19 protein-coding genes are annotated in these 22,720 nt (G+C 69.5%); 7 read left to right on the plus strand and 12 right to left on the minus strand.

Annotated features, from left to right (window positions below; genetic code table 11):
* Positions 1 to 107: 107 nt before the first annotated feature.
* Both CFB40_RS24215 and pdxR read right to left on the minus strand, forming a co-directional pair.
* Complete coding sequence (locus CFB40_RS24215; RefSeq protein ID WP_089427630.1) at positions 108 to 1,208, minus strand: ABC transporter substrate-binding protein; 1,101 nt, start codon at positions 1,206 to 1,208, stop codon at positions 108 to 110.
* A gap of 218 nt (positions 1,209 to 1,426) precedes the next feature.
* A complete protein-coding gene (gene pdxR / locus CFB40_RS24220) occupies positions 1,427 to 2,914 on the minus strand; it encodes a MocR-like pyridoxine biosynthesis transcription factor PdxR (protein WP_089432597.1) in 1,488 nt (495 codons plus the stop codon).
* Positions 2,915 to 3,016: 102 nt separating this feature from the next.
* Here pdxR and CFB40_RS24225 point away from each other — a divergent pair, with 102 nt between their 5' ends.
* From CFB40_RS24225 to CFB40_RS24235, 3 genes are all read left to right on the plus strand, one after another.
* Entirely contained in the window at positions 3,017 to 4,255 is a 1,239-nt protein-coding gene (locus CFB40_RS24225; protein ID WP_089432598.1) for a multidrug effflux MFS transporter, read from the plus strand.
* A gap of 125 nt (positions 4,256 to 4,380) precedes the next feature.
* On the plus strand, positions 4,381 to 5,061 hold the full coding sequence (locus CFB40_RS24230) for a response regulator (RefSeq protein ID WP_089432599.1): 681 nt from the start codon (positions 4,381 to 4,383) through the stop codon (positions 5,059 to 5,061).
* A 181-nt stretch (positions 5,062 to 5,242) separates the two neighbouring features.
* A complete protein-coding gene (locus tag CFB40_RS24235; protein WP_089432600.1) occupies positions 5,243 to 6,661 on the plus strand; it encodes a sensor histidine kinase in 1,419 nt (472 codons plus the stop codon).
* A gap of 83 nt (positions 6,662 to 6,744) precedes the next feature.
* On the opposite strand, the gene CFB40_RS24240 is transcribed toward CFB40_RS24235, so the two are convergent.
* From CFB40_RS24240 to CFB40_RS24275, 8 genes are all read right to left on the minus strand, one after another.
* Positions 6,745 to 7,611 (minus strand): MOSC domain-containing protein, encoded by an 867-nt coding sequence (locus CFB40_RS24240; protein ID WP_089427625.1) that lies wholly within the window; start codon positions 7,609 to 7,611, stop codon positions 6,745 to 6,747.
* Between the two features lie 88 nt (positions 7,612 to 7,699).
* Complete coding sequence (locus CFB40_RS24245; RefSeq protein ID WP_089432601.1) at positions 7,700 to 8,653, minus strand: ABC transporter substrate-binding protein; 954 nt, start codon at positions 8,651 to 8,653, stop codon at positions 7,700 to 7,702.
* A 37-nt stretch (positions 8,654 to 8,690) separates the two neighbouring features.
* The gene (locus CFB40_RS24250) at positions 8,691 to 9,875 is read right to left on the minus strand and encodes a c-type cytochrome (protein ID WP_089432602.1); all 1,185 of its coding nucleotides are present in this window, start codon (positions 9,873 to 9,875) and stop codon (positions 8,691 to 8,693) included.
* Positions 9,876 to 9,925: 50 nt separating this feature from the next.
* The gene (locus tag CFB40_RS24255; protein ID WP_089432603.1) at positions 9,926 to 10,753 is read right to left on the minus strand and encodes an ABC transporter ATP-binding protein; all 828 of its coding nucleotides are present in this window, start codon (positions 10,751 to 10,753) and stop codon (positions 9,926 to 9,928) included.
* Positions 10,747 to 11,859, minus strand: a complete 1,113-nt coding sequence (locus tag CFB40_RS24260) for an ABC transporter permease (RefSeq protein WP_089433301.1) — start codon at positions 11,857 to 11,859, stop codon at positions 10,747 to 10,749. Before CFB40_RS24260 ends, CFB40_RS24255 begins: the two co-directional genes overlap by 7 nt.
* Positions 11,860 to 11,863: 4 nt before the next feature.
* On the minus strand, positions 11,864 to 12,904 hold the full coding sequence (locus CFB40_RS24265) for an ABC transporter substrate-binding protein (protein WP_089427620.1): 1,041 nt from the start codon (positions 12,902 to 12,904) through the stop codon (positions 11,864 to 11,866).
* Positions 12,905 to 12,936: 32 nt separating this feature from the next.
* The gene (locus CFB40_RS24270) at positions 12,937 to 13,776 is read right to left on the minus strand and encodes a class II aldolase/adducin family protein (RefSeq protein WP_089427619.1); all 840 of its coding nucleotides are present in this window, start codon (positions 13,774 to 13,776) and stop codon (positions 12,937 to 12,939) included.
* 33 nt (positions 13,777 to 13,809) lie between these two features.
* A complete protein-coding gene (locus CFB40_RS24275) occupies positions 13,810 to 14,895 on the minus strand; it encodes an LLM class flavin-dependent oxidoreductase (RefSeq protein ID WP_089427618.1) in 1,086 nt (361 codons plus the stop codon).
* Positions 14,896 to 15,201: 306 nt separating this feature from the next.
* On the opposite strand from CFB40_RS24275, the gene CFB40_RS24280 reads away from it, so the two are divergent.
* On the plus strand, positions 15,202 to 16,566 hold the full coding sequence (locus CFB40_RS24280; RefSeq protein ID WP_089432604.1) for an acyl-CoA dehydrogenase family protein: 1,365 nt from the start codon (positions 15,202 to 15,204) through the stop codon (positions 16,564 to 16,566).
* A gap of 61 nt (positions 16,567 to 16,627) precedes the next feature.
* Here the strand turns inward: CFB40_RS24280 and CFB40_RS24285 are convergent, their stop codons facing one another.
* On the minus strand, positions 16,628 to 17,602 hold the full coding sequence (locus CFB40_RS24285; RefSeq protein ID WP_174971555.1) for a LysR family transcriptional regulator: 975 nt from the start codon (positions 17,600 to 17,602) through the stop codon (positions 16,628 to 16,630).
* A gap of 17 nt (positions 17,603 to 17,619) precedes the next feature.
* Between CFB40_RS24285 and CFB40_RS24290 the strand changes: the two genes are divergently transcribed.
* A complete protein-coding gene (locus CFB40_RS24290; RefSeq protein ID WP_089427616.1) occupies positions 17,620 to 18,186 on the plus strand; it encodes a cysteine dioxygenase in 567 nt (188 codons plus the stop codon).
* Between the two features lie 116 nt (positions 18,187 to 18,302).
* A complete protein-coding gene (locus tag CFB40_RS24295; protein WP_089432605.1) occupies positions 18,303 to 19,931 on the plus strand; it encodes a rhodanese-related sulfurtransferase in 1,629 nt (542 codons plus the stop codon).
* 64 nt (positions 19,932 to 19,995) lie between these two features.
* On the opposite strand, the gene CFB40_RS24300 is transcribed toward CFB40_RS24295, so the two are convergent.
* Positions 19,996 to 21,141: a glycerophosphodiester phosphodiesterase gene (locus CFB40_RS24300; RefSeq protein WP_089432606.1), complete on the minus strand. Its 1,146-nt coding sequence runs from the start codon at positions 21,139 to 21,141 to the stop codon at positions 19,996 to 19,998.
* 375 nt (positions 21,142 to 21,516) lie between these two features.
* Between CFB40_RS24300 and CFB40_RS24305 the strand changes: the two genes are divergently transcribed.
* Entirely contained in the window at positions 21,517 to 22,581 is a 1,065-nt protein-coding gene (locus tag CFB40_RS24305; RefSeq protein WP_089432607.1) for a phytoene/squalene synthase family protein, read from the plus strand.
* Positions 22,582 to 22,720 lie beyond the last annotated feature (139 nt).

Here is a 22,720-nt window from a genome sequence, read left to right on the forward strand (position 1 = left end):
TGCCCCTGCGGCCATCCGGATGGCCGCCTCTAGGAAGTCGGTATGGGGAAGGGGCCGCCCGCGCGACGTGGCGGGCGGCCATTGGCCGGCCGAAGCCGATCAGCGGATCAGCCCTTGATCGCCTGCTGCCATTGCTTCAGGAACGCGAGCCGCTTCGACTGATCCAGATAGACGAGCAGGCCGGTGCCGATCTGGATCGGCTTCAGCGAATCGCCGAGTTCCTTCGTGAGGCCCGCGGCCGACGTTTCGCCGGTCACGTCCGTGCGGATCGCGTACAGGTTGGCCTGGTTCGCGATCAGCGTCTGGCCGCGTTTCGACAGCAGGTAGTCGACCCACAGCTTCGCGGCGTTCGGATTCTTCGCTTTCTTCGAGATGGTGGTGAGGCGGCTCACGATCTGTGTGTAGTCCTTCGGAAACACGTAGCCGATCGACTTGTCCTTCTTTGCCTTCGCGTACGCGTACGATCCGAAGATGTTGTAGCCGATCAGGTTCTCGCCCGACGAGATGCGCTCCATCATCGCGCCGGTGCTCGACTGCAGCTTCGGGCCGGTCGCGCCGATCGCCTTCACGAGTTCCCACGTGACCTTCTCGTTCAGGTGCGCGTCCTGCGTCAGCGCGTTGAAGCCGACGCCGGATTTCTCGACGTCGTACGTCGTGAGCTTGCCCTTGAACTTGTCCGGTTGCGACGCGAGCAGCTTGATCAGCTCGGCGCGCGTCTTCGGCACTTCGTTCTCGGGGATCAGGCGCTTGTTGTAGACGATCGCGAGCGGCTCGAACGTCGTGCCGTAGGCCTGCTTCTGGTACTGCGCCCATTGCGGCAGGTTCGCGCTTTCGGGGGAGTCGTACGACGCCATCAGGCCGTCGTTGACGAGCTTGACCTGCAGGTCCATCGCCGAGCTCCACAGCACGTCGGCGCTGGTGCTGCTCGCCGCGTTCTCGCTGATGTAGCGGTTGTACAGCTCGGTGCTGTTCATGTCGTTGTACTCGACCTTCACGCCGTACAGGCTTTCGAAGTCCTTGATCAGCGGACGCACGAGGCCCGTGTCGGTCGTCGAGTAGACGATCAGCTTGCCTTCCTTCTTCGCGGCGTCGATGACGCCCTGGTAGCTCCCCGGATACCCGGCCGGAACCTGCGCGGCGGCGCTGCCGGCGGCAGTGCCCAGAACGACCGCCAGCGCGGCGGCGAGGTGCTTCGGTGCAAACGGCATGTCTTCCTCCAGTTACGTCTAGGTGTTGTTCGAGTGGAGCGGATGTTAATTGCGGTGCACTTTCAGCCCGCTTTCATTTCTGTTCACAATCGTGTCGTTCATGTCATGGATTTCCCGAGGTCGAAGCGGCGGCGGCCGCGCGTTTTGCAGCGTGCGGCACGGTCGGACAAGGGGGAGCGGCGGGTTGCCGCGGGGCGCGGCAACGATGACGGGCGCGGCTAGGCGGGTTGCGCGAGCAGCTTGCCGAGCAGCCGGCCGCCATGCCGCGCGTGCGCGGCCGTCAGCGCGGAATACCCGACGACGACGCCCGCTTCGCACCGGGCGCTTCGACAGAATCCGCGGATCGGCTGCAATTCGACGCCGTCCGCCTGGGCTTGCGCGACATACGTCGCGTCGTCCATCCCGGGCGGCAGCCACAGCACGAAATGAAAGCCCGCGTGCTCGCCGGACACCGTGTACCGCCCGCCCGCGTGTTTCGCCAACTGGTCGAGCACGAGGTCGCGCCGCTGGCGGTACGCGTGACGCGCGGCGCGCAGGTGCTTCGCAAAATCGCCGTGCGCGATGAAGCGGGCCAGCGCCAGCTGCGGCGCCACGCCGACCGAGCGCGCGGTCGCATGCCACACGGCCGACAGAGCCGGCCGCAGTTCCGCGGGCACGACCATGAAGCCGATGCGCAGCCCCGAGAACAGCGTCTTGTTGAACGACCCGCAGTAGATCACGCGATCGCACGCGTCGAGTGATTTCAGCGCAGGCAGCGGGGCGGTCTGGTAGCTGAATTCGCCGTCGTAGTCGTCCTCGATGATCCATGCGCGGGTGCGCTGCGCCCAGTCGAGCAGTTCGAGCCGGCGCGACACCGACATCGTCACGCCGAGCGGCGCCTGATGGGCGGGCGTCACGTAGGCCGCGCGCGCATCGGGATAGCGGTCCAGCGATGCCGTGTCGATGCCTTCCCGATCGACCGGCACGTCGATCACGGTCGCGCCCGCGATCGTGAAGATCTGCCACGCCGACGCATAGCCGGGATCCTCCATCAGCACCGTCGCGCCGGGCGCGAGCAGCGTGCGCGCGACGAGATCGATCGAATGGCGGATGCCGGTCGTGATGAAGATGTCGCCGGCGTCGCACGGGATGCCGCGGTATTCCCGCAGGTACGCGGCGATTTCGTCGCGCAGGCTTTCGACGCCTTGCGCCGGCGTGGCCCCGAGGTCGTGCGCGGTCGCGGCAAGCAGGCTGGCCCCGAGCGCCTTCTTCCATTGCTGCATCGGCAGCAGGCCGGGATCGGCAAGCCGCGCGACGAACGGCACGCCCGGGCGCACGCCTTGTTCCGGCGCGGGGGCTTCGGTCGTGCGTGCCGGTGCGGGGTGTGCGACGGATGGGGGAAGGTGGGTGTCGCGCGATTGCGCCGCCGCGCGCAGATAGCTGTCCGGCACCACCGCGCATACCCGCGACCCCGACCCTTGCGTGCGGGCGATGTAGCCCTCGGAGCACAGCCGGTCGTACGCCGCTTCGACGGTTCCCCGGGCGACGCCCCAGCGCGCGGCGAGGGTGCGGCTCGACGGCAGCGGGCTGTCGCCGGGCAGCAGGCGCTTCAGGATCGCGTCGCGCAGCGCGTCGGCGATGCACTCCTGCTTCGACTGCGGACTGCCCGCGGACAGCCCGGCCGGGCACGGCAGATCAAGCGGAATCGCGGCTTTGCCTCGCGGCATAGTGGTCTATTCAGTCAAGGATTTAATGGCCCTTCAGCTTATATCACTTTGACCTTAGATTGCTGTCGACCCCATCAATCCGACCGGAGGCGAGCTCACCGCATGAAAACGCGTTCATTACCCCAGTGGGGCTGGCTGCTCCTGTTGATGCTCGTCGTGTGCCTGCCGCGGGTCACGATCGATGCGTACCTGCCGTCGCTGCCGGCGATGGCGGATGCGCTGCACGGCACCGATGCCCAGTTGCAGCTCACGCTCACCCTGTACATGGTCGGCTACGCGCTGTCGATGCTGGCGTCGGGGCCGTTGTCCGATCGCTATGGCCGCCGTCCCGTCCTGCTCGGCGGTCTCTGCCTCTACGTGGTCGCGAGCGTTGCCTGCGCGTGGTCGACCAGCGTCACGGCGATCGTCGCCGCGCGCATCTTCCAGGCGTTGGGCGGCTGCAGCGGAACGGTGATCGGGCGGGTGATCGTGCGCGAGCGCTTCCCGACCGCGATGCAGGCCACGATGCTGGGCCGCATCTCGGCCGGCATGGCGCTGTCGCCGGTGATTGCGCCGCTGGCCGGCAGTGCGGTGGCCGAATGGCTCGGCTGGCGCGGCGTGTTCGGGCTGCTGGCAGCGGGCGGGCTGGTCGCAACGGCGATGGTGCTGCGCTACCTGCCGGAGACGCGCGAACGCAACGCGCGGCCGGCGCCGGGCGCGGGGCTTCTGCGGACGTACGCGGGCCTGCTGCGCGAGCGCAGGTTCCTGCGCTACTCGCTCGCCATCAGTTTCGCGTACTGCACGTACTACCCGTTCATCGCGGAATCGTCGACGTTGTTCCAGCGGCAACGCGGCGTATCCGGCCCCGTGTATGCGGCGATCTTCGGCCTGACCGTGCTCGGCTACCTGATCGGTTCGAACCTGTTCGCGCGGACCGGCACGCGCTGGAAGACCGATTCGGTCATCGCGGCGGCGGCGGGCGTCAATCTGGCGGGCGCCGCCGTGTTGTGGATCGGCGGTGTGATCGCGCCGACGGCGGTCGCGGCGCTGGTCGTCCCGATGTTCTTCGTGATGATCACCGTCGGGATCGCGATTCCGGCCTGCCAGTTCGCGGTGATGCAGCCGTACACGACGATCGCGGGGACGGCGTCCGGGCTGTTCTTCTTTATCCAGATGGCGATCACCGCCGCGTGCGGCGGCGTGCTGGCGTGGCTGTCGGACGGCACCGCGCGCCCGATGATCGTCGTCACGGCCGGTGCGAGCGTCGCGTTCCTGGCGGTGGCGGTCGGCCTGCGCGAGCGGCGCCGGGCAGGCGAAAGTTCGCGCTTCGCGACGCGCAACCGGCCCGCCGCCGAGCGCTGAGCGACGGTCGGCCGGGCCGGCCGACGTGCGCCCGAGCCGACGGCGCAACCCGTGTTTCCGCGAGGCGTCGCGATGGAAAGGATCATGTAATGTAGCGGCCTGTCGCTGACCTTACCGGAATCCCCATGCGTGTGCTGCTCGTCGAAGACAATCCGAACCTCGCCCAGTCGCTGAACGATGCGCTAAGCGCGGCGCGCTTCGCGGTCGACCACATGGCGGACGGCGAGGCCGCCGACCACGTGCTGCGCACGCAGGATTACGCGCTGGTGATTCTCGATCTCGGGCTGCCGAAGCTCGACGGGCTGGAAGTGCTGCGGCGGCTGCGCGCGCGCCGCAATCCGGTCCCGGTGCTGATCCTGACCGCGCACGGCTCGGTCGAGGATCGCGTGAAGGGGCTCGATCTCGGCGCCGACGACTACCTCGCGAAGCCATTCGAACTGACCGAACTGGAGGCGCGCGCCCGCGCGCTGATCCGCCGCAGCCTCGGCCACGAGCATTCGCGGGTCGAATGCGGGCCGCTTTCGTATGACAGTATCGACCGCAGCTTCCATCTCGCGGGCGAGCCGCTGCCGCTCACGCCGCGTGAGCGTTCGGTGCTCGAGGTGCTGATCCTGCGCAACGGCCGCGCGATCAACAAGGAAACGCTGTCGGAGAAGATCTTCGGGCTCGACGAGTCGGTGAACGCCGATGCGATCGAGATCTACGTGTACCGGCTGCGCAAGAAGCTCGAGAACGCAGGAGTCGCGATCGTCACGCTGCGCGGGCTCGGTTATCTGCTGGAAGCGAAGGCGGAGACGGCTGAATGAACCGCCGCCGGGCTCACGATCTTTGCGCGGAACGGGTGGGCGCGTTGACGCGCCATGCCGGATCGACACGCTCACGGCGCGCCAACGACACGCACGCCATTCACGGCCGACCGTGCGGGCGCGGAGCGGTGCGCCGTGCATGCGCCGCCGTGTCCCTATGGGCGGCCTGGCGGGGGGCCGAGTGACCCGCCCGAACCTGCGCGCGCAGGTCGCGCTGTGGTTGCTGCTGCCGCTGCTCGGCCTGCTCGCGCTCGACTCGTGGCTCACGTACCAGCGCGCGATGAGCGCCGCGCACGTCGCGTTCGACCGCACGCTGTCGTCGTCGCTGAAGTCGATCCGCGAAGGCGTGCGGCTCAACGACGGCGAGATCGAGGTCGACCTGCCGTATCTCGCGCTCGAAATGCTCGAATCGAGCGACGGCGGCAAGGTCTACTACCTGATCCGCGAGGACAACGGCCACACGATCACCGGCTACCCGGACCTGCCGCTGCCGCAAGGGCGCGACGCAGGCGACGGCGCGCTGTTCGTCACGCGTTACTACGACGTCGTGTATCGCGGCGAGCAGTTGCGGATGGCCGCGCTGCGCATCCCGGTGCACGACGTGCCGACCGCGCAGTCGCGCATCGTGTGGGTGATGGTCGGCGAGACGATCGAGGCGCGACAAGCGCTCGCGCGCGAGATCCTGGTGGGGTCGCTGCTGCAGGAAGGATTGCTCGTCGTGCTGGCGCTCGGCATCGTGTGGCTCGGCGTCGGGCGCGGGCTGCGGCCGCTGAACCGGCTGTCGGCGACGGTCGCCGCGCGCAGCGAGGACGATACGACGCCGCTCGATACCGGTGCGGTGCCGAGCGAACTCGCGCCGCTCGTCGAGTCGATCAACCAGTACATCGGCCGCACGCAGCGGATGCAGGTCGCGCGGCGCCGCTTCTTCGCGGACGCGGCCCATCAACTGAAGACGCCGCTCGCGGCCGTGCAGGCGGGCGTCGAACTCGCGTTGCGGCCCGACGAGCAGCCGCGCGCGAACGGGCACCTGCGGCGTGCGAACGGTGCGGTGCGGCAGGCCGCGAAGATCGTGCAGCAACTGCTGTCGCTGTCACGGCTCGATTCGGACAGCGGCCATGCGGTCGCGCACAAGCCGGTCGCGCTGCACCGGCTCGCGCGCAGCGTGACGCTCGACTGGTCGCCGGTCGCCCGCGCGCGCGACATCGATCTCGGTTTCGAGCACGAGGCCGACCTTGACGTGCACGGGCAGTCCGACCTGCTCGGCGAGATGATCGGCAACCTGATCGACAACGCGATCCGTTATGCGGGTGATCGCGCGGTGATCACGGTGCGCGTATCGCGCGACGGCGAGCACGCGCGGCTCGACGTCATCGACAACGGGCCGGGCATTCCGGCGGACGAACGCGACGCGGTGTTCGAGCGCTTCCATCGCGGCAGCAAGACGCAGACGGTCGAAGGGACGGGGCTCGGGCTGTCGATCGTGCGCGAGATCGCACGTGTGCACCAGGGCAGCGTGACGCTGGCCGATGCGGCCGGTGGCGGGTTGGTCGTGACGATCTGGCTGCCGGCGGCGAACGACGCAGCGCCGCGCGCTGCGTGATGGCGATCGGCGATGCGGGAAGCGGTGGCTGTGAGCCGCGGCTTCCCGGCGGTGAAAGGGGCGAGCGGTTCCGCCTGCCCGGCTCAATCGCCGAATCCGATCTCCGCTTCCAGCGACTGGCCGACTTCGAGCCACGCGCCCGCGCCTTCGACGACGATCGCATTGATGCCGAACGTCAGCTCGCCGTTGAAGTTCGGGTTCGCGCGATAGGTCTGCATCGTGTCGGTCGGTTCGTGCGGCCACGCCGGATCGGGCGCGCCGGTGGCCTGATCGATCGTCGGCATCGGGCAGCGCGTGCACGGCTTCACGAGGCGCAGCCGCACGGGCGTCGCGCCTTCCGTGTCGAGATGTTCGACGAAATCCTCTTCGAACGCGTCGAGATCCGACACGACGATATTCGGGCGGAAGCGATTCATCGGGATCGCCGGCGCGCCCTTCGCGGCGAGCCGCGCATTCAGGTCGTCGAGCGACGACTGGCCGATCACGAGCAGCGGGTAACCGTCCGCGAACTGCGTGTGCGTATCGATCTCGCCGGTCCATGTGCGGTTGCAGCCGCGACGCGCGTCGGGCCCGAAGCGCGCGAGCTTCGTGGGCGTGCCGAGGAATTCGGTGAGCCACGCGGCCGTTTCGGTGCCCGTGTCGATCGCGTCGACGGTGTCGCGCCATACGGTCGCGGCCATTTTCGGCGTGGCGGGCGATACGTCGCCGTCGAGCGGCGTGCGGATCTCGCGCATGCCCGGCGCGTTCAGCACGAGCGCATCGCTGTCGAGCGCGGTGCGGATCAGCGCGAGGCGCGGGTGCGTGCGCTGCGTGATCATCTGCCCGGCCGGGTCGGTGATCAGCCAGTGGCGGTCGTACGCCAGGCCCGTTTCGAGCAGTTGCGCGCGCGACAACGCGATGCCGGCGCAGGATTTGATCGGGTAGACGAAGAGTTCGGCGATGGCTGGCATGACGCTGGCTGAAGGCGAATGGCGAGACTGCGATTGTGCCAGATCATGCCGAAGCCGTTCGGGCGGCTGCGCGCCGTCGCGCGGCCGGTCAGGCGAGCGGGAAGCCCGGGTCGAACGTCGTGCGCACGTCGAGCGGCTGGCGCAGCAGTCCGGCTTTCAGGTAGAAGTCGGCCGTGCGTTGTTGCTCCGCGACGACCGTCGCGTCGATCGGCAGCCAGCGCGTGTGGCGGCGCTCGAACTGCAGCTTCGCGGCCGCCGGCGGAATGCCGATGATGCGCGCGAGTGCGGCGGAATACGCATCGACATGGCGGTACGACCAGGTCTGCGCGCGGACGACGCGCCGCAGGAAATCGTGCAGCACGTCGCGCTTCGACGCGATCGCTGCGTCGGTCGCCGCGAGGTAGCTGAGGCCCGACCACAGTCCGCGGCCATTGACGAGCACGCGCGCGCGGCCGCTCGTTTCGGCGAGCGCGGTATAGGGCTCCCAGGTCGCCCACGCGTCGATCGAACCGGTTGCGAGCGCAAGCATCGTGTCGGCCGGCGGCAGGAAGCGGAACGACACGGCGTCGGGCGGCAGGCCCGCTGCATCGAGAGCCTTCAGCGTGACGAAATGGCCGATCGAGCCGCGCGTGGTGCCGATGCGCTTGCCCTTCAGGTCGGCCGCGCCTTTCAGCGCCGCGTCGGGCTGCACGAGCACCGCCGTGCCGTACGGGTCGGAACGGTTCGCGCCGATCACCTTGATGCGTGCGCCCGACGCGAGTGCGAAGATCACCGGCGCATCGCCGATCGGGCCACAGTCGACGGCGGCCGCGTTCAGCGCTTCGGCGAGCGGCGCGGCGGCCGGGAACTCGGTCCACGCGATGTCGTACGCCAGGCCGTTCAGTTCGCCGGCCGCTTCGAGCAGCGCACGCAGCCCGCCTTTCTGGTCGCCGGCGCGCAGCAGCGGCCGCGTGCCCGATTGTGCGCGCAGGGCGGCCGGGGCTGCGGCGATCGTGGCGAGAGCGCTCGCTTGTGCGAGGAAATGGCGTCGGGTCGGATTCATCGTGAAGCTCGGTCGGAAGAGAAGTTCAGGGATTCAATCAATGCGGAAGCCCGGCCTGCACATCGCGTACGGGCTCCGTGTCGACGCGCAGCAGCAGCGCAGTCAGCGGATCGCCGGTCGCTGCCGGCACGGCCGGTCGTGCGGTGGCGTCCGATCGGCACAGCAGGTCGGCATCCGACCAGCCGGCGCTGCCCGGCAACGCGCGCGCCCGCAGCCAGCCGCGCCGATCGGCGAGGAGCTGCGTGCCACCGAGCGCATCGGGCGCCACGCCGGCGATCGTCGCGAATGCGCGCCACGCATCGGGCGTCGACGCGACGCAATCGGCTCGCGCGGCGCCGGTCGCCTGCGCCACGGGCGCGCCGTGTGCCGTGACGAGCAAGGTTTGCCAGCGCGCGTCTTCCGGCGGCGGCGTCGCGCCCGGCGCGAGCGCGACGATGCGCACGCGCTGGCCGTCGCGCCAGCGCTCGAGCGGCTGGGGTGCAGCGGCGCCGCAGCGCACGTCGAGCGCCGGCAGCGGAACGGGCACGGGCCACGCGCCTTCCGCCTGCGCGCCGCTGCCCGCGGCGAGCGCTTTCAGGTAGTCGAGCACGGCCCAGGTGTCCTGGGGGCCGAGCGTCGCGGTGAAGCCGGGCATCGTCGACGCGCTGTGTTCGTCGCGCGTGCCGTGGCGTACGCGCCAGAACAGCTCGCCGTCGAGACGTCGGGCGAGCAGCGCGCCGGCGAAGGTCGGCGGCCAGTGCGGGAGCGTGGCCGCGAGCGGCCCTTCGCCGCGTCCGTCCGCGCCGTGGCACGCCGCGCAATGCTGCGCATACAGATGCGCGCCGTGCATCACGTTCGATACGGAAAACGGCGCGGGATCGCGCTGGAAACTCGTCGGTACGGCAGGCGAGAGCCACAGCGACGACGGCGGCCACGGCGCGAACCACGCAACGGCCAGCGCGGCGACTGCCGATACGACACGCCACTTGCGCGACGCCAGCGCGATGCCCGCGAGCACGACCGCCAGCGCCGTCGCCGCCACGGCGAACGCAAGCTGCCGCGTGAGTCCCGCGTCGATGCGCAGCGTTTCGAGCGCGATGCGATGGGCCCATGGCCACGCGGCTTGACCATCGGCGTCGCCCGTCAGCCCGATCGCATGCAGCACGCGCGCCAGCGCGATTTGCGCGCGATACAGCCCTTGCAGAAACAGGAGCGCCCAGTCGGCGAACGTCGGCGCGTTCATCGGCTACGGCCGCGCCGCGCGGCGGCCCTTCGTCGAACGGTACCGCGCATCTACCAGCTCGCATCGAGCCCGAGATGCCGCAGCGCGTCGTGACGCAGTTCGGCGAGGCGCGGGTCGCCGCGATGGCGCGGATAGGGCAGGTCGACGTGCAACTCGGCGACGATCCGCGCGGGGCGCGGCCCGAACACGATCACGCGCTGCGCGAGGAACAGCGCTTCCTCGACATCGTGCGTGACGAGCAGCGCGGAGAAGCCGTCGCGTTGCCACAGCGCGGTGAGCTCGGCCTGCATCGTCAGCCGCGTCAGGGAATCGAGCTTGCCGAGCGGCTCGTCGAGAATCAGCAGGTGCGGATCGTTGACGAGTGCACGGGCCAGCGCGACCCGCTGCGCCATCCCGCCGGACAACTGATGCGGGAACACGTTCGCGAATTCCTGCAGCCCGACGCGCGCGAGCGCATCGTCGACGCGATGCTGCGCGGTGCGTGCCACGCCGCGCGCCTCGAGGCCGAGCGCGACGTTCGCGCGCACGCGCCGCCACGGGTACAGCGTCGGATCCTGGAACACGACGATGCGCGACGGATCGGGTTGCTCGATCGGCACGCCGTCTTGCGCGATCGTGCCTTGCCGCGCGGCGTCGAGGCCCGCGACGAGGCGCAGCAGCGTCGATTTTCCGCAACCGCTCGGGCCGAGCAGCGCGACGAATTCACCGGCCGCGACCGACAGCGTGACGTCGTCGAGCACCGGCAGCGCGCCGCCGGGGCCGTCGAACGCATGGCTCACGCGGCGGATGTCGATGCGCGCGCCGCGCGCCGCCGTGACGGCGGGCGCAGCGGCAACGGACGATGCAACGGACGATTCGAGTACGGCGGCGCTCACCATTTGACGGTTCCTTTCTGCCAGGCGAGCACGCGGTCGCGCACCGCGAACAGCAGCGCGATCAGCCCGGAAAACAGCAGCGCCATCACGATCAGCGCCGCATACATGTTCACGTACGATGCCCAGCCCTGCGCCCAGCTCAGGTACCAGCCGAGCCCCGACTTGACGCCCATCATCTCGGCGACGACCAGCACCGTGAACGACGCGCTCAGCCCCATGAAGATGCCGACGAACACGTGCGGCAGCGCGGCCGGAATCGCGACGCGCAGCACGAGGAAGCGCGCGTTCGCGCCGAGCGTGCGCGCGACGTCGTAATACTGCTTGTTGACGCTCGCGACGCCCGACCACGTGAGCACGGCGACCGGGAAGCCGGTTGCGAGCGCGATCAGGAACGCGGCCGCGGAATAGCTCGACGGGAAGAAGTAGAACGTGAGCGGCAGCAGCGCGGTGGCCGGCACGGGGCCGAGCACGCGCAACACCGGATGCACCCAGTAGCCGATCCGGCGCGACCAGCCGATCGACACGCCGACCGCGAAACCGACCGCGACGCCATACGCAAAGCCGAGCGCGAGCAGCTTCAGCGTGTTGCCGGCGCTGCCCAGCAGGCGTGGCCAGTCGTCGACGTAGACCTCGATCAGCGCCTGCGGCGGCGCGAAGAACGGCGTCGGCAGCCAGCCGGTTTTAGCTGTGACGATTTCCCACGCGGCGAGCACGAGCGGCAGCGCGACGAGCCACGGGCCGGCCGGGCGCACGCGCGCGAGCCGCTTGCGTGTCGCGGGGACGAGATGGCCGAGCGTCGCGGCGGCGAGCAACAGCGCGGCGATCGTCCACGCGCCGACGGCGAATTCGTCGGTGTACGCCCAGTCGCTGAAACCGACGACGCGGTTCGGCCACAGTCGCGTGAGGGCGCCGAGCACGCCCCATGCGAGCGCGGCGGCGATGCCGGTCGGCCAGGTACGCGCGCGACGGGCTTCGGCGGCCAGCGTCGCTTCGCAGGCCGTGCAGGCGACACGTGCCGACGATGCGGTGGTACTGGCGCCGGAAGCGCCGGAAGCGCCGGAAGCGCCTGAAGCGGAGCGTGCGGGAGCAGCGTGTTCGATCGTCGACATCGCGTCACCCCAGCACGTTCGCATAGACCTGCTGCGCGAAGCGCTGCGGGTCGGTGCTCTTCTTCAGCACGCTGATGCGGCGGAAGTCGTCCGCGTAGAACGCGATTTCCTGCTGCAGGTCGACGTTGGTCGGGTGGTGATTGTAGGTGAGCGTCGCGTAGAGCTTGCGCAAGTCCTCGGGGTTGATCTTCGGCGAATACTTCGCGAACACCTTCGCGGCTTCGTTCGGGTTGTCGTGCGTGAATTCGGTGGCCTGCACGATCGAGCGCGCGAGCGCGGCGGCCGACGGACGGTCGTTGCGCACGAGGTCACCGCGCGCGCCGATCACGCAGCACACCTTGCGCGCGTATTCGCCGGACAGATTCGTCGCCAGCTCGGTGTATGCGCCGTTGCTGCGCTTCTCGAGCAGATAGAGGTTCGGGTCGCCGTCGGCGATCGCGTGGATCTCGCCCTTGTCGACCGCGACGCCGAGCAGGTCGGCCGGATACTGCCGCCACGTGATGTCGCGTTCGGGATCGATCCCGTTCTTCGCGAGCAGGATCGAGAAGAAATGCTTGCCGGGCGCAGCCAGGTCGCTGACGCCGACCGTCTTGCCCTTCAGCGCCTGCAGCGTCGTCACGCCGGCCGCCTTCGCGCCGACGAGCCGCACGCAGCCGCCGTGCGAGCTGCCGATGATCTTCACGTCGAAACCGGCTTCGAGCGGCTTCAGCCAGCGGTGAATCATCCCGACCGCCGCATCGGCCTTGCCGGTCGCGATCGATTCGAGCAACTGATCGGTCGAGCCGCTGTAGTTGATCAGATCGACCTTCAGGCCGTTCTTCTCGAAGAAGCCGCGCTCCTGCGCGACGACGATCGGCGTCAGGCAGAACGCGTTCTGGTTCCACGCGAACGTGAGCTTCTTCAGCGGCGGCGCGGACCAGGCCTTGCGGCCCAGCGTGATCGCGGGCGCGGTGAGCGCGACGGCGCCGGCGGCGCGCAGCAGCTTGCGGCGCTTGTCGTCGTGCGCGTCGTCGGGCACGGGTGCGGGTGCGGTGGTTCGGGTCATGAGGGCTGGTCTCCGGTCGTGCGGAATGTTGCTCAGTCGAGCAGGTCGGGTTCTTCGGCGACGACGCGCGCGAACAGGCTGTCGAATGCATGCAGCGCACCCTCGGGGCCGCCGATCTGGCCGTGCGTGTGGCGCGCGGTCGCGCGATCGATCGGCTGCGGCGTGCCGGCCGCCTCGGCCAGCAACTGCGTGTGCGCGGCGTTGTCGAGCGCGATGTACCACCACGCAGCGGCCTCGACCGTCGGGCCGGCGCTCAGGATCCCGTGGTTCTTCAGGATCGCGCCCTTGTGCGTGGTGCCGTCCGGCTTCGCGAGCACGTCCGCGATCCGCGCGCCTTCGCTCGTGTCGACGACCATCCCCGTGAAGTCGTCGAACAGCGCGTGGTCTTCGTAGAACACGCAGGCATCCTGCGTGAGCGGATCGAGCAGGCGGCCGAGCGTCGACCACGCCTTGCCGTATGTCGAGTGCGTATGCGCGGCGGCGACGATGTGCGGATGCGCTTCGTGGATCGCCGCATGGATCGCGAACGCGGCCTTGTTCAGCGGCCGCGTGCCGATCGCGGTTTCGCCGCGTGCGTTGACGAGCAGCAGGTCGGACACCTTGATCTGCGAGAAATGCACGCCGAGCGGATTCACCCAGAAGTGGTCGGGCAGCTCGGGGTCGCGTGCGGTGATGTGGCCGGCGAGCCCCTGCGCGAAGCCGAAGCGGGCGAACAGGCGGAATGCGCCCGCGAGCCGTTCCTGGCGGTGACGGCGCTCGGCGGCGACGTCGATGCGCGGTGCCGGCGGATCGAACCAGAAATGCTGGCGCGGCGCTTCGGCGAGTTCGAGACCCGATGCGGTGCGGACGGGCGAGGCAAGGACGGCGGACATGATGGCGGATGGCTCCAATAGGCTTCGTTGGGCTCAGGCTGCGCGGCGTGCCGCGTCGCGGGCGGCGACGGCGCTGCGCACGCGCGGAATCAGTTCGCGGCCGTAGTCGATCGCGTCTTCCAGCGGATCGAAGCCGCGGATCAGGAACGTCGTGACGCCGAGGTCGTAGTAGTCGAGCAGCGCATCGGCGACCTGTTCGGGCGTGCCGACGAGCGCCGTCGAATTCGAGCGTGCGCCGGTGAGCTTCGCGATCTCGGTCCACAGCCGCTTGTCGACGCGCGAGCCGCGTTCGGCCGCGGCGAGCAGGCGGCGCGCGCCTTCGCTCTGCTGCGGGCCGCCGGCGCCCAGGCCGGCCGCTTCGCGCAGCCGGCGCGTTTCGTCGAGGATGCGATGCGCGCGTGCCCACGCTTCGTCCTCGGTCGCGGCGAGGATCGGGCGGAACGACACGGAGAAGCGCACCTGCCGGCCGTGCTTCGCGGCTTCGGCGCGCACGCGTGTGGTCAGGTCGCGCACCTGGTCGAGCGATTCGCCCCACAGCGCGTAGACGTCCGCGTGCTTGCCGGCCACTTCGAGCGCCGCTTCCGATGCGCCGCCGAAATAGATCGGCACATGCGGCTGCTGGAACGGCTTCACTTCCGAAAAGCCCTGCTTGAATCGGTAGTGCGCACCGTCGTGATCGAACGGCTGCGCTTCGGTCCAGATTCGTCGGAGGATGCCGAGGTATTCGTCGGTGCGCGCATAGCGCGCGTCGTGATCGAGGAAATCGCCGTCGCGCTGTTGTTCGCTGTCCGAGCCGCCGGAAATGAAGTGCACGGCGAGCCGGCCGCGGCTGAACTGGTCGAGCGTCGCGATCTGCCGCGCGGCGAGCGTCGGCGCGGTGAAACCCGGGCGATGCGCGAGCATGAAGTGAATGCGCTCGGTCGCGGCCGCGGCGAACGCGATCGTCAGCGTCGCCGACGGGCCGGTCGAGTGGTGCGGCACGAGAATCCGGTCGAAGCCGGCCGTCTCGTGGGCGCGCGCAAAATCGCGCACGTAATCGGGATCGACGACGGGGCCGGACGGCGGATGGATTTCCGACTGCTTCTGGCTCTGAATCATGCCGATGAATTCGACGCTCATCTGGGTCTCCGGTGCAGGGACGTCCCGGCGCATGGCCGGGCAGGAATGGAGCGCAGGTTAACGCCGGGATCATGCGAAACGGAAATAATCAATCCCGAATTGAATATCAGATTTGCATGGTTTGGGCGGGGGTGCGCTGCGCATACGCTGTGGGCTCACGAAAGATCGGGCGCGCGGGCGCCAGCGCATCCGGCGCCGCGCGTTCCGGATCGCCGGCTTCATCAGAAACCGCGCCGCGTGGCGATCGATTGCCGCTATTGCCGCCGGTCCGTATTACTTTGCGTATTGCCCAGGGAATCCGTCTCGATGTCCGCCAGCCTTGCCGCTTCCTCGCCAGCGCCGCAGCCGCGTTCGCTGCGCCTGCTGTCCACTGACGATGTCGACGCCGACGGCGCCCGCGTCGCCGCGCTGCTCGACCGCCTCGCGCCGGAGCTGGCCGCCGACGCGGCCCGCAACGACGCTGACGGCCGTTTTCCGCACGAGAACTTCGCGCGGCTGCATCGCGCGGGGCTGATCGCGCAGGTCGTGCCGCGCGAGCATGGCGGCGCCGGTGCGACGCTCGCGCAGGCGAGCCGGATCGTGGCTGCCGTCGCGAGCGCCGACCCGGCGACCGCGCTGGTGCTGACGATGACCTACCTGCAGCATCGCGCGCTCGGCCGCGCCGACAACCGCTGGCCGGCGCAGGTCCGGCGGGCGGTATTCGACAGCGCGGTCACCGAAGGGGCATTGATCAACGCGCTGCGCGTCGAGCCCGCGCTCGGCTCGCCGTCGCGCGGCGGCCTGCCGGAAACCATTGCACGGCGCGACGGCGACGGCTGGCGATTGTCCGGCCACAAGCTGTACAGCACCGGGATTCCGGCGCTGCGCTGGCTGGCCGTGTGGGCGCGCACCGACGAGCCGGTGCCGCGAGTCGGCGTGTTTCTGGTGCCGCGTGACCGCGATGCGGACGGCGATCGCATCCGCGTGATCGAAAGCTGGAATCACCTCGGCCTGCGTGCGTCAGGCAGCCATGAGGTCGTGTTCGACGACGTGCGGCTGCCGGCCGATCACGCGGTCGACGTACGCGCACCGGACGCATGGGCCGTGTCGGCCGCGACCCATGCGGATGCCGACGCGCAGGCCGACCAGCAGGCGTGGATGGTCGCGTTGCTCGGCAGCCTGTACGACGCGGTGGCGCGTGCGTCGCGCGACTGGCTGGTCGGGTTCGCGACGACGCGTGCGCCGAGCGGGCTGGGCGCGCCGCTGGCGACGCTGCCGCGCGTGCAGGAAGCGGTCGGCGAAATCGAGGGCTGGCTGCATGCGAACCGTGTGCTGCTCGACGATCACATCGCGCGCACCGATGCGGGCACGGCACCGACGGTCACGACGAGCGGCCTCGTCAAGCGAACCGTGACCGAGCACGCGATCCGCGTGGTCGAGCAGGCATTGAAGCTGTCGGGCAATCACGGGCTGAGCCGCGCCAATCCGCTCGAACGCCACTATCGCGACGTGCTGTGCAGCCGCGTGCATACGCCGCAGGACGATGCGATCGCGGTGGCAGCGGGGCGTGCGGCGCTCGAAGCGGCGAGCCGGAGTGAGACGAAGCGCGCAGCGAAGGGCGAAACGAAAGGCGAAACGGAGACGAGCGGGGCGTCGGTCAACGAGACCGAACGCGGCCGCAACGATGCGTGATGGGAGCCGGGCGGGCGCGGGCGCCAATCGGGCGGCGCGACGCCTTCGCCGCCCGATCCGGTCAGGCAGCCTTGCCGTGCGCCTGCTCCGGCAACGCGAACGCGGTGCGCGCATGCGCGGCAACGGCGGCGAGCGGCGCGTCGAAGCGGGCCGCATCGTGCCGGCGCAGCAGCCACAGATCGATCTGCGGCTTGAAATCGGCGAGCGGCACGATGTCGAGCGCATCGCGCAGCGGGCTGCCTTCGACGAGCGGCAGCGGCATCAGCCCGATGCCGAAGCCGTTCGCGACGCTCTGCAACTGCAGGTCGCGGCCGTAGGTGTCGAGCGTGACCGGCATCGGCAGGCCCTGCGCGTCGAGCGCGCGCCGCAAGCCCGCACGAAAACCGCAGCCGTCCGGATTGAGCACCCAGCCGCGCGCGTGGCAATCGGCGAGCCGGTAGCTGCGGCGCGGCCAGTCGCCCTTGCGGCCGACCGCGACGAGCCGCGTGGCCAGCAGCCGTTCGCCTTCGACCTGCGCCGGCAGCACCATTTCGCGCGCGAGGAACACGAGCGCCGCATCGAGTTCACGCCGGGCGACGCGCTCGACGAGCATGCCGCCCCAGGCGGTCGTGACCTGCGTCGCGAGCGCGGGCCACTGCGCGGCGAGCTCGGCGATCAGCGCGGGCAGCATCAGCTCGCCGAGGCCTTGCGTGAGCCCGATCCGGAATTCGCCGGCAGGCGGCTGCTCGCCGGCCGTCAGCTCGCGCAGCGCATCGACCTCGCGCAGGATCGCGCGACACTGCTCGAACACCCGTCGGCCGATGTCGGTCGGGCGCGGCGGCTTGGTGTTGCGATCGAGCAGGATCACGCCGAGCGCTTCCTCGAGATTCTGGACGCGCCGCGTGATCGCGGGCTGCGTCATCCCGAGCTCGGCCGCGGCCTGGCTCAGGGTCTGGCAGCGGACGACCGCTGCAAAAGCGTCGATATCGCTAATTTTCATGTTTGTTCTGCATGGTCTTTCGGGTGCATCATGACGATCCATCATATTCGGCATCATATTCGAGGAGTCAGCCGATGAGTACGCTTTCGTTGCATCAGACGCCGCTGCGGCCGTTCGTCGACGGTCTGGGCGCGTTGCTCGCGTCCGGCGCGAACGAGGCGCGCATCCTCGACGAAGGCGGCGCGCTGCTCGCCGCGCTCGTCGAACACGACGACTGGTTGCCCGACGCATTCGCGCAGCCCGACCCCGCGCGCTATCGGCAGTACCTGCTGTATCTCGACCCGGACGAGCGGTTCTCGGTCGTCAGCTTCGTGTGGGGGCCGGGCCAGACGACGCCGATTCACAACCACACGGTGTGGGGGCTGATCGGGATGCTGCGCGGCGGCGAGTTCTCGCAGCCGTACCGGTTCGACGCGGCGGGCCGGCCCGAGCCGGCGGGCGACGCCGTACGGCTGCGGCCGGGCGAAATCGAGGCCGTGTCGCCGCGCATCGGCGACGTCCATCGCGTGACCAACGCGTTCGACGATCAGGTATCGATCAGCATCCATGTGTACGGCGCGAACATCGGCAAGGTCGAGCGCGCGGTGTTCCTCGACGACGGTACCGTGAAGCCTTTCGTGTCGGGTTATTCGAATGCCTGATGCCTGACGCAACGCCCGTGGGCGCGGCCGGTTGCCGGGACGCGCCGGCAGGCCCGAGATTCATCCGTTCCGCTTTTTTCACCGACTTCAACGCATTCAATCAAGACAGAGACACCGTGACGCAATCCGCCGACTCCACCTCCCGCTTTCCCGTCGCGTCGTACCAGGACGTGCGCGCCCGCCTGCTGGCCCGCGACGAGATCGCGCTGATCGACGTACGCGAGGAAGATCCGTACGCGCAGGGCCACCCGCTGTGGGCGGCCAACTTTCCGCTGTCGAAACTCGAACTCGACGCGTGGACGCGGATTCCGCGCCGCGATACGCCGATCGTCGTGTTCGGCGAAGCGGGCGGCGAGGATCTCGCGCCGCGCGCGGCCGCCAAGCTCGCGCAGCTCGGCTACACCGACGTGCGGCTGCTTGACGGCGGCCTCGCGGGCTGGCTCGCCGCGGGCGGCGAACTGTTCATCGACGTGAACGTGCCGAGCAAGTCGTTCGGCGAATGGGTCGAGGCCGAGCGGCATACGCCGTCGCTGTCCGCGCAGGAGGTGCAGGCGCTGATCGACGCGAAGGCCGATGTCGTGATCGTCGACGCGCGCCGTTTCGACGAATACCAGACGATGAACATCCCGACGTCGACGAGCGTGCCGGGCGCGGAGCTCGTGCTGCGCGTGCGCGCGCTCGCGCCGAACCCGGCGACGCAGGTGATCGTCAACTGCGCGGGCCGCACGCGCAGCATCATCGGCACGCAGTCGCTCGTCAACGCGGGGCTGCCGAATCCGGTCGCCGCGCTGCGCAACGGCACGATCGGCTGGACGCTCGCGGGCCAGACGCTCGAACGCGGCGCCGCGCGACGCTTTCCGGACGACATCGACGCGACGCAGCGTGCCGACGCACGCCGGGCGGCGCGCGCGGTGGCCGAACGCGCGGGCGTGCCGCGCATCGCGCTCGCGGATGTCGCCGCGCTCGACGCGCCGGGCCGCACGCTGTACCGCTTCGACGTACGCACGCCGGAGGAATATGAAGCCGGCCATCTGCCGGGCTTCCTCAGTACGCCGGGCGGCCAGCTCGTGCAGGAGACCGACCATCACGCGGCCGTGCGCGGCGCGCGGGTCGTGCTCGCCGACGATGACGGCGTGCGCGCCGACATGACCGCGTCGTGGCTCGCGCAGATGGGCTGGGACGTGCGGGTGGTCGAACCGGAGGACGGCACGGCGAAGTTCGGCGAGCGCGGCCAGCCGCCGCGCGACGTGCCGGCGACGCCGGCCGTGGCGGAAGTGTCGCCCGCGACGCTCGCGGGCTGGCTGAAGGAGGCCGCGCCGGGCGAGCTGGCGATCGTCGACGTGACGGCCAGCGCGAACTACGTGAAGCGGCATATCCCGGGTGCGTGGTTCGCGGTGCGTGCGCAGTTGCGCGATGCGCTCGCGGCGATTCCGCCCGCGAAGCGCTATGTGTTCACGTGCGGGTCGAGCCTGCTGGCGCGGTTCGCGGCGGACGACGCCCGCGCGCTGCTGCCGGCTTCGGCCGACATCTCGGTGCTCGCCGGCGGCACGGCCGCATGGATCGACGCCGGGCTGCCGCTCGAAAGCGGCGAGACGCATCTGGCCTCACCGCGCGTCGACCGCTACCGGCGCCCGTACGAAGGCACCGACAACGCGGCGGCCGCGATGCAGGCGTATCTCGACTGGGAGTACGGACTGGTCGATCAGTTGAAGCGGGACGGCACGCATCACTTCAACGTGATCTGACCGATGCGGCGCGACCGGGCGCGGCGCGTCGTGCGTCATGCATCGCGCCCGGTCAGCGCGCAGGTCAGCGCTTGAACGTATCGACGGCCGTGCGGCCGACGGCCGGATCGTCGGTGAAGAAACCGTCGATGCCCGCGCGCAGGTACGCCTGGATCTCGCGCACCGAGCCGGCCGGGTTGCGCGTGGCCGGCGTGCCGCCATCCTTCAGCGACGCGGGCAGGAAGTTGTTCTCCGGACGGAACGTGTACGGATGCACGACGAGGCCGGCCTCGTGCGCGTAGCGCACGTACGGCGTCGGCTGCTGCAGCGTGCCGTCCGCGGCGACCGCGATGATCGACGTCTTGTACGGGCCGACGCCGTTCGCATAGGTCGCGATCTCGCGCATGCCGTCGCGCGTCGACAGGTCGCCGTAGGTGCGCTTGTCGTTCGCCTTCACGAAGTCGTATGGGCGCTGGCCGGCTTCGTCCATCAGCTGCACGAGCTTCCAGTTCGGCTGGCTCGACTTGATCCGGTTGCGGATCGTCTTCAGGTTCGCGACCTCGAACGACTGGATGTAGACGGTCGCCGTGCGCGCCGTGTACGAATCCTTCAGCAGTGCATCGACGAGACGGTCCTCGAGCGGCAGGCCGATCGACTGGAAGTAGGTCGGATGCTTGGTTTCCGGATACAGGTGGATCGTGCGGCCGGTCTGCGCGGACATCTGCTTCGCGAGCGCGACGATCTCGTCAAAGGTCGGGATCTCGAACTGGTCGTTGTACGCGGTGTTCGCGGGGCGCACCTGCGGAATGCGTTCGCGGGCGCGCAGCGTCTTCAGCTCGGCGAGCGTGAAATCCTCGGTGAACCAGCCCGTCAGTTCCGCGCCGTCGATCGTCTTGGTCGCCTTGCGGCTCGCGAACTGCGGCAGCGTCGACACGTTCGTCGTGCCCGAGATCTCGTTCTCGTGTCGTGCGACGAGCACGCCGTCGCGGGTCGACACGAGGTCGGGCTCGATCACGTCCGCGCCGTCCTCGATCGCCTTGCGGTACGACGCGAGCGTATGTTCGGGGCGCAGCGCGCTCGCGCCGCGATGGCCGACCACCTGGACCTTCGCGGAAATCGGCTGGGTGGGATCGGACGCGACGTCGTCGTCACCACCGCACGCGGCGAGCAGGAACGCGGCGGCACAGGCGAACGGGACGTAGCGCAGGGAGGTCGGGCGCTTGAAGAGCATGTCGATGAACCTTCGAAACGAGAGTCGGAAAGGGGCGATCGATCCGGCGGTGAGGCCGTCGCGGCGTGTCGCACGGAGTCGAATGGGACGCGATCGTCGCACCGAATAATTACATATGTATTACTCGTGCCTTTCCGTTCTCTATTTTTGGGGTGCGATGCCGGCGGCAGGGCGGTTGACCGCAGTCTGGCGTGTGGGGTATTCCGGCCGTCTCGGGCAGGCTGCGCGCCGGATGCACTAAACTTGCGGGAATTTTGCATCGACGCGCCGGGGCCGACGCCCGCCTGGCGCGACGATGCGGCGACTCGCGGGCCGGCGCGGGCGCCCGGCGCCCGTGTGCGTCCGGGGCCCGCGCCGGCCGATTTTTCCCGACCCATGACGACTCGAACCGATTCCGCTTTCCTGCTCGGCGACCTGCTGAAGAACGTTTCCCGCTCCTTCTACCTGACGCTGCGCGTGCTGCCCGACGGCATGCGCGACCCGGTCGGCCTGGCGTACCTGCTTGCGCGCGCGGCCGACACGATTGCCGATACGGCGCTCGTCGCACCCGATCGCCGGGCCGCGTTGCTGACCGACCTGCGCGACGAGGTCGAGCGGCTCGGCGACGGCGTCGCGCTGTCGCGGGCGCTCGAGGACGTGACGCGGATGCAGACCGATTCGCACGAGCACGTGCTGCTCGGCTCGATCGAGCCGATGCTCGCGCTGCTGCGCACGCAGCCGGACGCCGACCGCGCCTCGATCCGCAAGGTCGTCGCAACGCTGACGGCGGGGATGGTATTCGACCTGCGCACGTTCCCCGACGAGCAGTCGGGGCGTGTCGTGTCGCTGCCGACGCGCGGCGAACTCGACCGCTACACGTATCTCGTGGCCGGCTGCGTGGGCGAGTTCTGGACCGACATGACGGGCATGCACACGCCGGCCGCGCGCGGCTGGAACCTGCCGGACATGTGCGAGAAGGGCATCCGTTTCGGCAAGGCGCTGCAGATGACCAACATCCTGCGCGACTGCGGGAAGGACCTGCGCATCGGCCGGTGTTACCTGCCCGACGACGTGCTGGGTGCGCACGGGCTCGGCGTTGCCGACCTGATGGCGCCCGATGCGTCGGCGCGCGCGCGCGGCGTGCTCGTCGACCTGCTGCGCGTGACGCTCGACCAGTATCGCGACGCGTGCCTGTATACGCTCGCGATCCCGCGCCGCTTCGTGCGGCTGCGGCTCGCGTGCCTGTGGCCGATCATGATCGGCCTCGAAACGCTCGAGTTGCTGGCCGGCAACGATGCATGGCTCGATCCGGCAAAGCCGGCCAAGGTGCCGAGAAAGCGCGTCTACCGGATCATGGCGTCGTCGCTCGCGCTGGTCGGCTCGAACGCCGCGATTCGCGCGCGCCTGACCGCGCTCGCCGATGCCGTGAGCGCGCATCTCGCGCAGCCGGCCACGCGCTGATTCGCACTGAACGATGCCGGCGCGACAGGTGCCGGCATCGCCCCTCGGCCCGCGTTCGCCGGGCCATCACAGTTCGCCTCTTCACGTCTCGACTAAAAACGTTTTCATTATTTCGTTTCGCGAAACGTGGGTGTCATGA

Source organism: Burkholderia sp. AU31652 (assembly GCF_002223155.1).
GTDB lineage: Bacteria > Pseudomonadota > Gammaproteobacteria > Burkholderiales > Burkholderiaceae > Burkholderia.